Consider the following 15242-nt stretch of genomic DNA (forward strand, 5'->3'; position numbering starts at 1 on the left):
GAACAGGTCTTTCATCCCCCTCGTCACCCCGGCATCACCCCATCCGCATCACCCTCTTCTCGACTGCCGACCGGCATCCCCTGCGGTTCGTGTCGTGAGTGTCTCGCCCGCCACCCCGGCCGTCCGTGCCGAGAGAAGCGTCCTCGCGCCTGTGCCTATGCTGCGGGCGACCCGACGGTCTCGCCGTCGCGTCATGCGAAAGGCGGACACAGAGTGGACATTCAGCGAGTGATGCGCATCTTGCGCGCCTACTGGAAGGCGATCGTCGTGATGACGGTCCTGGGAGGGCTGGCCGGACTCGGGTGGAGCGCCACGCAGGCGCGGGTGTACTCCGCCGACGCGAGCGGGTACGTGGCGGCCGTGGCGTCGGACGGTTCGACGGGTGCCGCCCTTGCCGGCGACCAGTTGGCGCTGTCCAAGGTCAAATCGTTCATCGACATGGGGTACTGGCGCAGCGTCGCCGATACGGCTCGACAGCAGCTCGGCCTCTCCGACAGTCCCGAGGCTCTCGTGGAGCGCATCCGCGTCTCCAACCCGGTCGACACCGTGAACGTCCGCGTCGACGCCACCGGGGCGACCCCGGAATCGGCCCGCGATCTCGCCGAGGCGTGGATCCGCGCGATGACGACGCAAGTGGACGAGCTCGAGTCGGGGGGCAGTGGTCAGGGCGCGGTGCGACTCGTCGCCGGCGACTCGGCGCGACTGCCGACCTCGCCGTCCTCACCGAACGTACGACTGGACGTGATGATCGGTGCGCTTCTCGGCCTCGTCGCCGGTGTCGTGTTCGCGCTGGTGCGACGCACCTTCGACCGACGGTTGCGGTCGGCCAGCGACATCACCGATGCCGTCGATGCGTCGGTGGTCGGTGTGCTCCCGGTGGACAAGGAGTTGGCGGCGGGGCGCGCCGTCTTCTCGTTCGACGACATCCGCGACGGGCGCGGGTCGTTCGCCCACAAGGAGGCCATGCGCGAACTGCGCACGAACCTCCAGTACGTCGACGTCGACCGCCCGGCGCGCATCATGGTGGTCACCAGCCCGCTCCCCGGCGACGGCAAGTCCACCACCGCCGCGAACCTGGCGGTGAGCATCGCGGCGACCGGGCAGTCGGTCATCCTCGTCGACGCCGATCTCCGTCGCCCTGTTCTGGGCGGCATGTTCGGGTTCTCGGACGACGTGGGCCTCTCCGACGTCCTCGCCGGCCGCGCGCAGATCGAACAGGTCGCCCATCAGGTCGACGAACACGGACGGCTCTTCGTCGTGGCCGCGGGGCGAACCCCGCCCAACCCGAGCGAGATGGTCGGGTCGAAGCGCATGCAGGCGCTGTCGCGGAAGCTCGCCGAGGATCTGGTCGTCATCGTCGATTCGCCTCCGACGCTCGCCGTCGCCGACGCCGCGGTGATCGCGAGCTGGGCCGACGGGACCGTCCTCGTGGTGACGGCCGGGCGCACCACCGACGACATGCTGACGCGGGCAACCGCGAACATCGCGAAGACGCGAGGGCACCTGCTCGGAGTCGTGCTGAACCGCGCGCCGCTCCGTGGGGCGGATTCGGGCTATTACGGGATGCAGTACGGCGGCTACTACGGCTACGGAATCGGTCGCACCGAGAAGAGCACGTGGTGGCGGCGGGTGCTGCGGAAGTCGTCGACCGAGCCCGGCGCGGCCGAGGAGCACGGCAAGCGGCGCACGTCGGCCGACCTTCCCGCCGAGAACGTCAGCGCCCTCCGCCCCCTGTCTCATCGGAGGACAAAGGATCGGGACGCGGGTGAAGCTACGAGTGAAGTTGAGGTGGTGCGCACGTCTGAGCCGCCGGTCGACGCGGGCGCCCCGCGCCGACGACGCACGACCCCCTGACGCTTCCTCGCAGAAACGACGAAGGCGCCGACCCGTCCGGGTGGGCGCCTTCGTCGTTTCCGTGTCAGTGCGCGGTGGACCCGGGCGCGACCACCGCCTTGAAGGTGCGGGCGAGGATCACGAGGTCTCCGATGAACGACCAGTTCTCGACGTAGAAGAGGTCGAGCCGGATGGCGTCGTCCCACGCGAGGGCCGAGCGTCCGCTGACCTGCCAGAGGCCGCTCATACCGGGCCGGACGATCAAGCGCCGGTGCGCATCGTCGTCGTAGAACTCGACTTCGGCGTCGCGCTGCGGGCGCGGTCCGACGAGACTCATCTGCCCGCCCAGGACGTTGAAAAGCTGCGGGAGCTCATCGAGGGAGTACTTCCGCAGCCAGCGACCGACAGGGGTGATCCGCGGGTCGTTGTCGATCTTGAACAAGGGCGTTCCGTCGCGCCCCTGTGCGGCCAGAAGGCCGTGCAGGCGGGCATCCGCCCCGTCGACCATCGAGCGGAACTTGAGCATGCCGAAGTGCGAGCCCCCCTGGCCGACGCGCTCCTGGCGATACAGAATCGGTCCCGGTCCCGACGCGCGGACGAGCCCGGCCAGCACGAGCAGTATCGGGGACAGGAGAAGGAGCAGGGTGCCGGCGCCGACGATGTCGAAGGCGCGCTTGAGCACCCGTTGTCTGGCGGAGTACTGGGGCGTCTCGATGTGCACGAGGGGGAGTCCGGCGACGGGGCGGGTGTGCAGGCGGGGCCCGGCGACGTCGGTCAGGTTCACGGCGACGATCAGGTGCTGGCGGCCGGGATCGAGGCTCCAACCGATCCGGCGGATGTCGTGAGAGTCGAGCAGAGCGCCGCCCGAGACGAGGACGCTGTCGGCATCGAGCACGCGAAGTTGCTCGCGCAGGAGATCGGCCTGCTGCTCCGTCCACGTCGGACCGGACGACACGCGCGCCAGGGGTCGTACCCCGACCACATGGAGTCCCGCGGCGGGCTGGCGGGCCAGCTCGGCGGCCACGCGCGCGTTCTCCTCGTCTGCGCCGACCAGCACGACCCGTGCCCCCATGGCTCCGGACCGTCGCTTGCCGGCGAGCCATCGGCGGCAGAGGACCCGCCCACCGAGCAGGGCCGCGGAGCCGACGGGGAGACTGAGGAGGAAGTACCCGCGCGAGAGGTCGGCGCTGGTCAAGTAGGCGGCGATGGCGACGATCCCGAAGACCTGGGTGGAGGCGGCGAGCACGAGCCGGTACTCCGTGACGCCGTAGCCCACCACGCGGGGGTGTCGGCTCCCCCAGAGGCCGAGGGCGAGCAGCCACGCCAGGCAGAGGCCGACCGACACCGTCGTGTAGTCGACGGCGACCGAAGCCACGTCGACGGGGTGCGGCCCCAGCCAGAGCAGCTGGGTGCCGACCACGGCGATGACGACGACGAGGGCGTCGACGACGACGACGAGTCGGGCGTATCGACGCTGCCAGGTACTGCGTCGGGGCGACTCGAGCGGGGTGAGCCGCGCCAGCCGCGCGGGTGACTCGGTGAGTGAGACGGCAGGATTCATGGGTGCTCCGCAGTCCGGGCCCGGGGGACATTCACTGGAGAGCCGCGCCGGGATGGAAGCGGCCGTGGGCGCGGGGACTCTCTCATCGCGTCGGAGTGCGGAGGGCAGAGCGCCGGCTGTGTGGGCGCGGGTGAAGAGAGCCCCTCGTGCCGGTGCGGCAGGCCGCCCGCTCGTCGCGTGGGCGGGCACCGGCGGCGAGTTCCCGTCTCGGATCGCCTGGCGCGTCACCCGACGGCTTCTGGGCGTCACCTCGACGCGGTGAGGCTGCGGCCAGGAGCTTCCTCGCGATCACGGCATGTTTGCATGTGTATGTGAGCGTGAGTCCCCGAGCAAGCTGGGAGCATGACCGACGCGCCCGATCCCTGGAACGACTTCGTCCGCGAGTTGGGAGTGCGGCTTCTCCGTGCCCGGGCAGACAAACGGATGTCGCAGGAGCAAGTGGCGCACGCCGCGGGGCTGGCGACCTTCACGTACCGCAAGCTCGAGAAGGGCGAGTCCAACCCGGGCACCGCGGCGAATCCGCGGCTTCGCACTCTGGTAGCCCTCGCCGAGGTGCTGGAGGTTCCGCTGCGGGACCTTCTGCCCACCCCTCCCGAAGGCCTCGCTCCCGGCCGCTGAGGGCGGTGTCGGAGGTGTGCGATTTACTTCTTTCGTGCCCGCCGATGTTCGGGTCGCCGGTGTCGCCGGCGGCTCCACGAGAGAGGTGTCAGGCATGGAACGGCGAGTAGCTGCCGAAGACGTCGAACGGCGAGCGCGGTGCGCGTTCGAGTGGTGCACGACGGATCACGGTGCGACGGTGCACCCCGACGATGAGGATCACCGCAGCGAGGGGTGGGGGTGGCCCGGCCGCGTTCGCGACGGCCGAGGGAGCGGGCCGGGAATCGTGACCGTGCTCGAGGTCGGCGTGCTCCGTCGCACCGATGACGCCGCGGCGTGGATCGTCATCGAGACCGGTATCGGCACCTCGCTCGCGTTGTCGCCCGAGGCTGCGCAGACCCTTGCGCGTCGACTTCTCGACGACGGCGACGTCAGGGCGGTATCCGCCGCTCCGGGCTCAGCCGGCTGAGAGGGCGCGGCGCGCGGCTCGACGGTCGTGCACCCACGCCCACGCCGCGGCGCCGATGTACAGCAGGCACAGCGGCAGGGCGATGAGGGCCATGCTCATCATGTCGGAGGGAGGGGTGACCGTCGCCGAGAAGATGATGATGACGACCAGAGCGACACGCCATCCGCGAATGATGGATCGCGCGCTCAGCACCCCGACCGCGTTCAGCGCGATGATTCCGAGGGGGGAGACGAAAGAGATCCCGACCCCGACGATCAGTTTGAGGAGGAAGTCGAAGTACTGGCTCGCGGTGAGCATCGTCGAGGAGCCGACGGGGGCGAAGCCGGCGAGCAGGGTCACGATCTGGGGGACGACGATCCACCCGAACCAGGCTCCAGCAAGAAAAAGCGGGACTGCGGTGCCGACGAAGACGATGCCGATCCGCCGTTCGCGCGAGGTCAGGCCGGGAACGAGGAACGCCCAGACCTGGTAGAGCCAGACGGGCGCGGACAGAACGATGCCGAGGGTCATCGCGATCTTGAAGCGCAGGTCGAACGCCTCGCCCAGACGTGTGAAGTTCAAACCGGTCAGCGACGGCCCCTGAATGTGCGTGAGCGGGGCAGCAGCGGCTTCGATGACGACGTCGGAGAGGGCGAAGCCGGCGATTCCGGCGACCACGACGGCTGCGGCCGAGATGGCGATCCGCCGACGGAGTTCCGCGAAGTGGGAGAGGAGGGGCATGGCCCCTTTCTTGCCACTCGTGCGTCGCGAGCGCGGTGACTTCACGCGGGCGATGACGGGCCCGACTCGGAACGGTGGGGGAGTTCGTCCTGTGCCGCGCCGGTGGCGACCGGTTCGTCTTCGGCCTTGGCCTTCTTGTCACCGCCGGATTCGCTGCGCAGGATGCGGACCGACTCTCCGACGCTCTTGGCGAGCCCCGGGAGTTTGGCTGCGCCGAACAGAAGGAGGATGACGGCGAGGATCAGGATGAGGTGCCACCCCGAGAATGCGTTCCCAAAAATACCCATGGGGGACCTTTCGATAGCCGGACGGTTCTTCCATGCTCGACGGGGGTCGTGACTCAGCCCGCGGCGCGGGGGCAACATCGCCCGATCTGCTGCCGCACTTCACCAGCCCGGCGCTCGCGGGGTGTGCATCCGCTCCGGTTCACCCCCGTCTGGCGCTCCTGTTGACTGACGCCGCGTGGCAGGTGTCGCGCAGAGGGAGACGTGCGATGCGCCGATGCGACCGATGATCACCAACCGCGTGCTGGTGGTCTGCACGGCCAACATGATCCGATCCCCCTTCGTCGCCGCGCTCCTGCGCACGCGTCTGGCCTCCGGCCCGGCCTCGGTGCTGGATATCTCGAGCGCCGGGACAGCGGCGCGCCCGGGGGACGCGGCGGCCGACGGTGCGATCGAGATGGGGCGTACCTACGGCCTCTCGCTGGACGAGCATCGCACTCGACGACTCGACGAGGGGGTGCTGCAGACCGGCGACACCGTGCTGTGCGCGGAACGCGCCCACCGCCGTGCGGTGCTGGACCTTCGCCCCGATCTCATCTCGTCGGTGTTCACGGTGCGAGAGTTCGCCCGCTCGGTCGAGACCGTGACGAGCGCGGGCGGGGCCGGGAACTGGCCCGCGCTCGTGCAGGCGGCCGCTCGGGCTCGTTCCGTCGAGCGACGCGGGCTCGACGACGACATCGTCGACCCGGTCGGCCGACCGGCTGATGTGTGGCTGGCGTTCGAACGGGAGGCCACCCGGGCGGTGTCGACCATCCTCGCGTCGATCGCCTCGCTTCCCCGCATCGATGCGGAGGCCGCCGCGCAGGGCTTCATCCCCGCCACGCGGCGGGAATACAGGGGAATGCAGCTGGCGGAGCCCCCGGCCGCGCCGCCCGCGGGCTGGAGGAGCTGAGATGTTCGACATGGGGATGGACAAGCTGATCTTCGTGGGCGTCATCGTCGGGTTGATCATCGGCCCGGAGCGGTTGCGTGAATGGCGGCACTCCCTGCCGCGCGCGGTGGGTCGCATGCACGCGCTCTATCTGCAGGGGAAGTCCCAGGTCGTGGACGACCTGAATGAGCTGGCCCCCGACTGGCGCGAGTACGACCCCCGCCTGTTGCACCCTAAGCGGATCATTCGAGACCTCACCGACGCGGCGGCCCAGCAGGCGCTCGAAGCGGACCGCGACCGGGCGAAGTCAGGGCATACGGCGGGTGTCTCGCCGGGTGACGTATCGGCGTCGGATCCCCACCCCGATCGCTCCCATCACTCCGCCGAGAGTGTTCGCGGCGACGTCGATCGCACTGCTCGTCCGGCCGGGGAGGAAGACGCCCTGAGCGATCTCGACCAGCAGCGGAACCGTCCACGCGATGCCCAGGAGCAGCCAGGGGCGGCCGGGAAAGAGACGCGCGAGCAGGACGCCGAGAGGGATGAGGAAGACGACGTTCGCGATGACGTCGAGGTTGAGCGAGGCGGCAGCGGGCACGACGGCGTACAGGCAGTCGTAGAGGAAGTCGACGCGGCGCTCGAGGTGCACCGGCCAGAACACGATCACCCCGAGGGCCGCCAGGTACAGGGCCGCCGCGACGGCTCCACGGCGACGAGCGAGTGACGCGATACGTACGGAGAGCACGCCTCACCGTACGAAACGCGCCCACCGCGGTGGGGCTCCGCGGGAGCGGGTGAGGTCAGAGGCGCGCGGGGACGAGGAGCGGGTCCGACGAGCGGCTCAGCACCGTTCTGGATTCTTCGGCGTCGGCGCGCGCCATGACGCGGCCGAGCCCGATTCCCGCGGCGAGCGAGATCGTCGCCCAGACGGCTGCGGCGATGAGGATGACGGCAAGAGCGACCATGGGACTTCTCCTTCGGAGTCCGAGCGGCCACCGAACGGTGGTTGTGCTCAAAGTAGCGGTCGATCGGGCCCGGGGTCGCAACGGTGCGGGCGTGTCGTCAGCCCTTGCGACCGAAGGTCCTGCGCACGATGCGGAGCAAGCCGAGGAATCCGAAGAGACCGACGACGGCTCCGAGCACGGCGAAGAGAGTGACGTCGCCGCCGAGGACCGGACCACCGCCGGCGAGGATCAGGACCACCGCGATCACGACGGCGGCGATCGAGACGAGGGTGGAGGCCACCTCGGCGGTGACCCGCCCGAGGATGCCGCTGACGTCGTCGCCGTCGTCACTGCGCAGCGTGATGCCGATCGACCCCTTCTCCACACCGGTCAGCAGGGCGTCGAGGCGGCGCGGGATGTTCTCCAACCGCGCCATCGTGATGACGCTCTGCGCCTGGAGGTCGGTCGCCATGCGCTTGAGAGACACCGTGCGGCGCAGCAGCGTCGGCATGAGCGGGAGCGCGCGCCCGACCATGTCGAAGTCGTCGACGATCACGCGCAGGCAGCCCTCGAGGGTGGCGAAGCTGCGGAACGCCGAGGCCAGCTCGCCCGGCAGAGCGATGCGGTGCTGACGGATGACGTCGACCATGCGCGTGAAGATCGATCCCTGGCCGCCGGTGCGCAGATGCTCCGTGGTCAACACGATCCCGACGTCATGACGGAAAGCTTCGAGGTCGACGTCGGCCGGGGCGTTCACGATGAGCAGAAGCGCGTCGGTCGCGGCGACGTCGTTCTCGCTGAGGGCGGCGAGGAGCAGAGCGGTCATGTGCTGTCTACGGCTGCGTTCGATGATCCCGACCGCGCCGAAGTCGATGAGACCGAGGGTGCCGTCTTCTTTCAGGAGGACGTTGCCGGGGTGCAGGTCGGCGTGGAAGACACCGTAGACGAGGATCTGCTCGATCACAGTGGACATCAGCACCTGGGCGAGCCGGTCGCGTTGTGCGGCGTCGAGGGCGGCGAGGTGATCGGCGGAATCGCTGAGCGCGATGCCGTCGACGAGCTCCATCGTCAGGACGCGCTGCCCGGACGCGGCGGCGAACACCTCGGGCACGGTGACCACACCGCGCCGCTCGGGCTCGGCGCGATCGATGAGATCGAGTGTCGAGTGGATCATGCGCGTGTTGCGCGCTTCGATGCGGTAGTCGAGCTCTTCGACGAGGGTGGCGGTGAATCCGCGGGCGACGGACTCGATGCGCAGATCCCGACCCACCCGCGTGCGGGCCTCGGCGCGATGAGCGAGCCGGCCGATGATGTCGGCATCGGCCTCCACCTGTGCGCGTGCCGCGGGTCGCTGGACCTTCACCACGACGGGGGTGCCGTCGAGGAGGTGGGCGCGGTGAACCTGCGCGACGGAGGCCGCGGCGAGGGGAACGGGGTCGACGTCGGCGTAGACCTCGTCGATGGAGGCGCCCAGATCGTCTTCGATGACCGCGCGGACGGTGTCCCAGGGAAGAGTGGTGGCGCTCGTCTGCAGAGATGCGAGCGCGCTGAGATACGGCTCGGGGATGAGGTCGCGGCGGGTGGAGAGCACCTGGCCCAGCTTGACGAAGCTGACTCCGGCATCGTTGATGGTGGCGACGATGGCCTTCGCGCGTTCCTCCGAGGTGCTGAGCTCGGCCTCGACGCGGGAGCCGCCGCCGTGGAAGAGCCAGCCGACGCCGTGGCGGGAGGCGATCGTGAGGATCTCGAGGTAGCGCCGAGTGCGTTTGCGTTGGCGCAGGGCTGCCCGCACGAGGTCGACGGGATTGGGCAGTGGTCGGGTCGGGAAGATCGCCTCGATGGCGACGAGGGTGGCCACCCCGAGGGCGAACACCCACGCCAGGGACAGGGCGATCAGGCCGATCCACAGCCAGACGTCCTGCGCGGGGATCACGGTCGTCCCCTCGGGAAGACCGGTCTGGCGCAACGTCCATTCGGCGGAGGGGACGCCGAGGAAGAAGACGAGGAGCCCGACCACGATGCTGCGGGGCCAGCCGACGGCGGTCCCGAGAATGCGGCGCGCCACGAACCCGACCAGGACCGCCGAAACGATGGCGGAGATCGAGATGAGGATGCTGGCGATCACGGGGTCAGCGTATCCGGCCGTCAGCCGATCTGCGGCAGAGCGCACTCGGGGCAGCGCCACCAGACGCCGCGCAGCCCGCTGTCGGGCGTGGTCGTGGCGAGACAGCGCCGGCAGGTCGGTGCGAACCCGCCGAGGAGGTCGAGGTCGTCGCCGGCGTCGTGCGAGGCGGCGTGTGCGGCGAGGCGTGGCGCAGAAGTCACGGGGTCTCCTTCGGGTTGTGCAGCATCTTTGCATGCGCATGCGCATGCGCGAAGAGGGTGGCGTCATCCACAGGGGAGCATCCGCCCTCGGGGCGACGCGGGCACGACGTCCGCAGAAGACGTTCCCGGGCCGCACCGAGGAGGTGCGGCCCGGGGTCATGCTCACTTACGCAGCTGGCGCATCGTCTTCTTCGCGCGCTTCTCGGCGGCGGCGGCGGCCTTCTTTGCCGCCTTGTGGCGACGCTTGCGTGCACGAGGGTCGTTCCACAGGCGCACCACCTGGTGACCGACCGACTCCCGGTTCTTGACCTGTACACGCGATGCCCGCGCGCCGATGACGTAGGCGATGAACACGATCGCGCCGACCGCGATGACCTTGTTGCGCATGGCATCCTCTTCCTCTTCGATGTGCTCCGTGGCGAGAGGCCACGAAGACCCGCTCACGATGGAGACGTATCGGGACGCCGATTCGTCACGCCCGCGGCCGAACCCGGGTCGCGGATCCCATCGTCGCGGTGCGCTCGCCGGAATGCGGAAGACGCCCCGACCGAGCGGCCGGGGCGTCTTCCGTCGGGCAGGGATCAGGGGCGACCCATGCCGAAGTAGGTCCAGCCGGCGGCTCGCCATGCGGCCGGGTCGAGGCAGTTGCGGCCGTCGACGACGACGCGTCCCCGCGCGAGCGAGGCGGCGTGCTCGGGGGAGAGCTCGCGACGGTACTCGTCCCACTCGGTGACGACGATGACGGCGTCGGCGTCGCGCAGGGTCTCGTCGAGGTCGCGCTCGTACGTCAGCTGCGGGTGGATGCGGCGGGCGTTATCGATCGCGGCCGGGTCGGTGAGAGTGACCTTCGCGCCCAGACCGTGCAGACGCACGGCGACGTCGAGCGCGGGGGAGTCGCGGATGTCGTCGCTGTGGGGCTTGAAGGCCGCGCCGAGCACGGCGATCTTCTTCTCGAAGACGCTGCCGCCCAGGGCCTCGGTGGTGAGCTCGACGGCCCGGTCGCGTCGGCGGAGGTTGATCGCGTCGATCTCCCGCAGGAAGGCGACGGACTCGCCCCGCCCGAGCTCCTCGGCACGAGCCGAGAAGGCGCGGATGTCCTTCGGGAGGCACCCGCCGCCGAAGCCGATGCCCGCACCCAGGAAGCGCCGACCGATACGGGCGTCGTGGCCGATGGCATCCGCCAACGTCGTGACGTCGGCACCCGTGACCTCGGCGATCTCGGCGATCGCGTTGATGAAGCTGATCTTGGTCGCCAGGAACGCGTTGGCCGACACCTTCACGAGTTCCGCGGTGGCGTAGTCGGTGACGATGAAGGGCGTGCCCTTGGCGATGGAGGGGTGGTAGACCTCGCGGAGCACCTGAGCAGTGCGCTCTCCTTCGGCCGAGGGGGCGCCGTTCTCGGTGGGCACACCGGCGACGAGGCGATCGGGGTCGATCGTGTCCTGGACGGCCCAGCCCTCGCGGAGGAACTCGGGGTTCCACACCAGGGTCGCGCCGCGCTCGGCCACGCTCGGCGCGAGCCGCGCGGCGGTGCCGACCGGGACGGTCGACTTGCCGGCGACGATGTCACCCTCGCTGAGGAACGGCAGAAGGCCCTCGATCGCGGCGTTCACGTAGGTGAGGTCGGCGGCGTGGCTTCCCGCCTGCTGCGGCGTTCCGACGCCGACGAAGTGCACCTTGGCGCCCTGGGCGGCCGACATGTCGGTGGTGAAGGTCAGGCGGCCCGACTCGATGCCCTCGGTCAGGATCTCCTGCAGGCCGGGCTCGAAGAAGGGGGCCTCCCCCTTGGACAGGGTGGCGATCTTCCGTTCGTCGACATCGATACCGACGACGTCGTGACCGATGGAGGCCATCGCGGCCGCGTGAACGGCTCCCAGGTACCCGCAACCCACTACAGACAAGCGCACGATTCAGAGCCTTCCAGATTCCTGACGACGCGACCCGGTGACACCGGGTCGCGGACCCGCGAGGGAGCGCGGGGATTTCACGCGGCCGTCTCGCCCGGCGCCAGGGCGGCGCGGGCGGTTTTGCCGAGAATGACGAAGTCGCCGAGAAGGGTCCAGTTCTCGACGTAGGAGAGGTCGAGGCGTACCGACTCCTCCCAGGACAGTGACGAGCGGCCGCTGACCTGCCAGAGACCCGTGATGCCGGGCTTGGCGAGGAAGCGACGGTGCACGTGGTCGGCGTACAACGCGACCTCGGACGGCAGAGGCGGACGCGGGCCGACGAGCGACATCGAGCCGCCGATGACGTTGAACAGCTGGGGGAGCTCGTCGAGGCTGAACTTGCGCATGATGCGGCCGATGCGTGTCACGCGCGGATCGTTCTTCATCTTGAACAGCACCTCGTTGCCCGCATCGCGCTGCTGCGCGGCGAGCTCCTGCAGGAGCTCTTCGGCGTTGACGACCATGCTGCGGAACTTGATCATCGTGAACTCGCGGCCGCGGAATCCGACGCGCGTCTGCCGGAAGAAGACGGGCCCGTCGCTGGTGAGGCGCACGGTGATCATGAGGAAGAGCAGGAGGGGGCTGAGCAGGACGACGCCGATGGAGGCGGACACGAGGTCGACGCTGCGCTTGAGGAAGCTCTGGCCGCGCGAGAACTTGGGCGTCTCCACGTGGATGAGCGGCAGCCCCGCCACCGGCCGCGTGTGCAGACGGGGACCGGCGATGTCGATGATGCTGGGGGCGAGCACGAGGTGCTGCTTGCCCGCTTCGAGACTCCAGGAGATCTGCTTGACCTTGTCGGCCGGCAGATCGTCGGCGCTCGTGATCGCGACGGTGTCGGCGCCGGTGGCATCGAGGGCGCTCGTCACATCTCCGACGTGTCCCATCACGGGGATGTCGGTACCGGGGATGACGTCGGCGATCTTGCCGTTCGGCACGCAGGCGCCGACCACGCGGTAGCCGGCGCTCGGCGTGCGGGCGAATTCGCGAGCGAGCTGCGTCACCGACGCGAGCGAGCCGACGAGGAGCACGTTGGCCGAGTACTTGCCGGTCGAGCGCTGGACGATGAGCCACCGGCGCCACATCCAGCGGGTGAAGACGAGCACCAGGATGCCGAGGGGGAGGCTGATCAGGAGGTACCCGCGGGCGACGTCGATCTGGGTGAGGAAGGCGATGATCGCGACGGTGCCGAAGAGTCGGAAGCTGGCGTCGGCGATGCGCACGTACTCTTGCGAGCCGGTTCCGATGACCCGGTCGCTGCGGGAGTCGACGAAGGCCAGGGCCCACATCCACGTGAGGATGAGGAGGGCCGAGAACACCCAGTACGACAGGTCGGAGATGCGGGAGTCGCGCCCCGCGGCGACCTGAGCGTTGCCGAGACCGAACCACAGCAGCTGGGTTCCGTACACGACCCACGTCAGGGAGAACAGGTCGGTGAGGGCGAGATTGCGTCGATAGCGACGGCGCCACGGAACGTGTCGGCTGGAGGCGGGCTGGGAGATCCGCTCAGCACGAGGGGTGACGGGGAACTCCGCGTCGAACGACGGTGTCGCGCTTTCCCTGAGGTCGAACGTCACGTGTGTAGCTCCTCCCCCCGGGTCGAGCTCGTCGGTTTCACCTCGTGAACAATAACAGGGAAGATTCACCCGACAAGTCACCTAGCGTTTCCTGTCATCTCGCCGTCAAATGCCGGAAACCGGGGCGGCATCACCCAGAGGGTGAATCTTGGGCCCGACGGGGAGCGTCCCCTACACTCGGGCAGCGGGTCGGCCCTCTCGCCGGACCTGCACACGCACCCGCCGAGCGAGGTGTCGCACCGCCCGCCCGAAGGAACACAGATGTCCCGCGTCTCGACGCCCTCGCGACGTTCTCGCCGTCGGCGCCGATCCGCCGGACTGATCGCGGCCATCGTCGTCGCCGCCGTCGTGCTCGTCGCGGTCGCGGCGACCGTCGCCTTCTCGCTCGGCCGCGCGGCCGACGTCGTGGCATCCGCGACACCGTCGGCCACGGGCACGCCGACTCCCTCCGCCACGCCGTCTCCCTCGGTGACCCCCACGCCGACGCCGACCCCGCCCCCCGCACCGGCGCCCCTGTCGCCGGCGGCGCAGTCCTGCGACGGTCGTCCGACCCTCATGAGCGTGTGGGCGCATCCCGACGACGACATCATCTTCGGCAACCCGGCCATCTCCGACGCCATCTCGGCCGGCGACTGTGCGCGGACCGTCTTCCTCACCGCCGGCGACGCGGGCAAGGGGCGGGGATACACGTCGTCGCGGGAGCTCGGCATCCTGCGCGCGTACAACTCCATGCGCGGGGTGAGCGGATTGTGGGACACCGACGAGATCGTGCTCGACACGGGGATGCACGTGACCCGTCTCACTCCGCAGAACGATCCACGTCTGTCGGTCGTGTTCGTGCGCCTCCCCGACGGCAACATCACCGACGGGGGATTCGCCTCGACCGGCCACGCGACGCTCAGCAAGCTGCTCGACGGGACGATCTCCACGTTGTCGCCGACCGATGACTGCCCCGATGTGACGCTCGCTCAGCTGTCGGACAGCCTCATCGAGCTCGCCGAGGCGTGGCAGCCGAGTACCGTTCTCACCCACATCCCGCGTGGCAGCGCCTTCGCGGCGGGAGACCACCCCGATCACTCGGTCACCGGCACCCTCGTGCGTGACGCCCTCGGGTCCCTCCCCGCGGTGGCACCCGGCATCCGGTACCTCGTGGGGTACCCGTCGGAGAAGCTGCCGAGCAACCTCGACGGCGAACAACTGGACGCCAAGATCGAGACGTACCGCGTCTACACGCAGCAGGACGAGGTCATCCGGTGCGCCGATCGGTCGGCCTGCCTCGGTACCCGGCGGTTCGGCGAGTGGCTGCAGCGGTCGTACCCGAAGAGCGAGGCCGAGCTGCAGATGGGCTGAGCCCCGAGGGTTCAGTCGGCCTGCAGCTCCTGCTCGACGCGGGCGCGGGCTTCGCGCTCGGCGATGATGTCGACGAAGTCCTTCACCGGTGCGTCGGCGAACTTCTCGACCGCGACCACCGCTTCGTGGTGGACCACGTCGGGCTCGGCCTCGGGGAAACGGTCGTGGAGACGTTCCTCGACGCCGGAGACGGTCGCGTCCTTGTCGAAGCCCTCGCTGCGCTGCGTCATCGGTCGTCCTCAGTGCTGGTAGGTGCCGTGGACGATCGCGCGTCCGAGGGTCGAGAAGGCCAGACCGAACGAGACGGCGGCGGGAGTGGCATCCGGATCCGCCCCGAGGGAGTCGGCGCCCACCGCGTGGACGACGAAGAAGTAACGGTGGGGCTGATCGCCCTTGGGGGGAGCGGCGCCCATGAAGCCGGCTTGACCTCCGTCGTTGCGGACGTGGAACGCACCGGCGGGGAGCTCGCCGCCCGCGAATCCGGCCGGGATCTCGGTCAGGTCGGCGGGGAGATCGACGAGGACCCAGTGCCAGAAGCCGCTCGGCGTCGGGGCATCGGGGTCGAAACAGGTGATCGTGAACGACTTCGTCCCCTCGGGGACGTTCGACCAACGTAGGTGCGGGGAGGTGTTGCCTTTATCGGCGACCTGGGCGTCGGAGAGCGGCTGCCCCTCGCGCACATCATCACTGACCACGTCGAACGCCGCCACGGAGGGGAGGAGCGGATACGGGTCGGGCGACTGCGCACGCGTGAGGTCGGTCATGACG

At 69.5% G+C, this 15242-nt stretch carries 17 protein-coding genes; 5 read left to right on the plus strand and 12 right to left on the minus strand.

Going from position 1 to position 15242, the window contains the following annotated elements; genetic code table 11:
- Positions 1–213 precede the first annotated feature (213 nt).
- On the plus strand, positions 214–1854 hold the full coding sequence (locus ASG45_RS05395; protein ID WP_156458712.1) for a polysaccharide biosynthesis tyrosine autokinase: 1641 nt from the start codon (positions 214–216) through the stop codon (positions 1852–1854).
- Between the two features lie 64 nt (positions 1855–1918).
- Here ASG45_RS05395 and ASG45_RS05400 read toward each other — a convergent pair whose 3' ends face one another.
- Positions 1919–3394, minus strand: a complete 1476-nt coding sequence (locus tag ASG45_RS05400; RefSeq protein ID WP_055833844.1) for a sugar transferase — start codon at positions 3392–3394, stop codon at positions 1919–1921.
- Between the two features lie 342 nt (positions 3395–3736).
- On the opposite strand from ASG45_RS05400, the gene ASG45_RS05405 reads away from it, so the two are divergent.
- Complete coding sequence (locus tag ASG45_RS05405; RefSeq protein WP_055833847.1) at positions 3737–4012, plus strand: helix-turn-helix domain-containing protein; 276 nt, start codon at positions 3737–3739, stop codon at positions 4010–4012.
- 94 nt (positions 4013–4106) lie between these two features.
- Positions 4107–4460, plus strand: a complete 354-nt coding sequence (locus ASG45_RS16570; RefSeq protein ID WP_235561573.1) for a hypothetical protein — start codon at positions 4107–4109, stop codon at positions 4458–4460.
- Here the strand turns inward: ASG45_RS16570 and tatC are convergent.
- Together tatC and ASG45_RS05420 are read right to left on the minus strand one after the other, a co-directional pair.
- Positions 4449–5180: a twin-arginine translocase subunit TatC gene (gene tatC, locus ASG45_RS05415; RefSeq protein ID WP_055833854.1), complete on the minus strand. Its 732-nt coding sequence runs from the start codon at positions 5178–5180 to the stop codon at positions 4449–4451. The two genes, ASG45_RS16570 and tatC, sit on opposite strands and share 12 nt — an antisense overlap.
- Positions 5181–5221: 41 nt before the next feature.
- A complete protein-coding gene (locus ASG45_RS05420) occupies positions 5222–5467 on the minus strand; it encodes a twin-arginine translocase TatA/TatE family subunit (protein ID WP_055833857.1) in 246 nt (81 codons plus the stop codon).
- Positions 5468–5690: 223 nt separating this feature from the next.
- On the opposite strand from ASG45_RS05420, the gene ASG45_RS05425 reads away from it, so the two are divergent.
- The gene (locus tag ASG45_RS05425; RefSeq protein ID WP_055833860.1) at positions 5691–6356 is read left to right on the plus strand and encodes an arsenate reductase/protein-tyrosine-phosphatase family protein; all 666 of its coding nucleotides are present in this window, start codon (positions 5691–5693) and stop codon (positions 6354–6356) included.
- Between the two features lie 286 nt (positions 6357–6642).
- Here the strand turns inward: ASG45_RS05425 and ASG45_RS16760 are convergent, their stop codons facing one another.
- From ASG45_RS16760 to ASG45_RS05455, 7 genes are all read right to left on the minus strand, one after another.
- Positions 6643–7077 (minus strand): VanZ family protein, encoded by a 435-nt coding sequence (locus ASG45_RS16760; protein ID WP_055833861.1) that lies wholly within the window; start codon positions 7075–7077, stop codon positions 6643–6645.
- A 55-nt stretch (positions 7078–7132) separates the two neighbouring features.
- Positions 7133–7297 carry a hypothetical protein gene (locus ASG45_RS16125; RefSeq protein ID WP_156458714.1) on the minus strand — a complete coding sequence of 55 codons (165 nt, stop codon included), beginning with the start codon at positions 7295–7297 and terminating at the stop codon, positions 7133–7135.
- A gap of 97 nt (positions 7298–7394) precedes the next feature.
- Positions 7395–9401, minus strand: coding sequence for an ABC1 kinase family protein (locus ASG45_RS05435; RefSeq protein WP_055833865.1), 2007 nt, complete (start codon positions 9399–9401; stop codon positions 7395–7397).
- Positions 9402–9421: 20 nt separating this feature from the next.
- The gene (locus tag ASG45_RS16380; protein WP_055833867.1) at positions 9422–9601 is read right to left on the minus strand and encodes a hypothetical protein; all 180 of its coding nucleotides are present in this window, start codon (positions 9599–9601) and stop codon (positions 9422–9424) included.
- A gap of 162 nt (positions 9602–9763) precedes the next feature.
- Positions 9764–10045, minus strand: coding sequence for a hypothetical protein (locus tag ASG45_RS05445; protein WP_235560520.1), 282 nt, complete (start codon positions 10043–10045; stop codon positions 9764–9766).
- A gap of 137 nt (positions 10046–10182) precedes the next feature.
- Positions 10183–11508: a UDP-glucose dehydrogenase family protein gene (locus ASG45_RS05450; protein ID WP_055833870.1), complete on the minus strand. Its 1326-nt coding sequence runs from the start codon at positions 11506–11508 to the stop codon at positions 10183–10185.
- Positions 11509–11585: 77 nt separating this feature from the next.
- The gene (locus ASG45_RS05455) at positions 11586–13124 is read right to left on the minus strand and encodes a sugar transferase (RefSeq protein WP_082516477.1); all 1539 of its coding nucleotides are present in this window, start codon (positions 13122–13124) and stop codon (positions 11586–11588) included.
- Between the two features lie 261 nt (positions 13125–13385).
- On the opposite strand from ASG45_RS05455, the gene ASG45_RS05460 reads away from it, so the two are divergent.
- The gene (locus tag ASG45_RS05460; RefSeq protein ID WP_055833873.1) at positions 13386–14474 is read left to right on the plus strand and encodes a PIG-L family deacetylase; all 1089 of its coding nucleotides are present in this window, start codon (positions 13386–13388) and stop codon (positions 14472–14474) included.
- A gap of 11 nt (positions 14475–14485) precedes the next feature.
- On the opposite strand, the gene ASG45_RS05465 is transcribed toward ASG45_RS05460, so the two are convergent.
- Positions 14486–14704, minus strand: a complete 219-nt coding sequence (locus tag ASG45_RS05465; RefSeq protein WP_055833876.1) for a three-helix bundle dimerization domain-containing protein — start codon at positions 14702–14704, stop codon at positions 14486–14488.
- Positions 14705–14713: 9 nt separating this feature from the next.
- Positions 14714–15238: a YbhB/YbcL family Raf kinase inhibitor-like protein gene (locus ASG45_RS05470; RefSeq protein WP_055833878.1), complete on the minus strand. Its 525-nt coding sequence runs from the start codon at positions 15236–15238 to the stop codon at positions 14714–14716.
- Positions 15239–15242: the final 4 nt, after the last annotated feature.

The organism is Microbacterium sp. Leaf436 (assembly GCF_001424715.1).
In the GTDB taxonomy this organism is placed as follows: Bacteria; Actinomycetota; Actinomycetes; order Actinomycetales; family Microbacteriaceae; genus Microbacterium.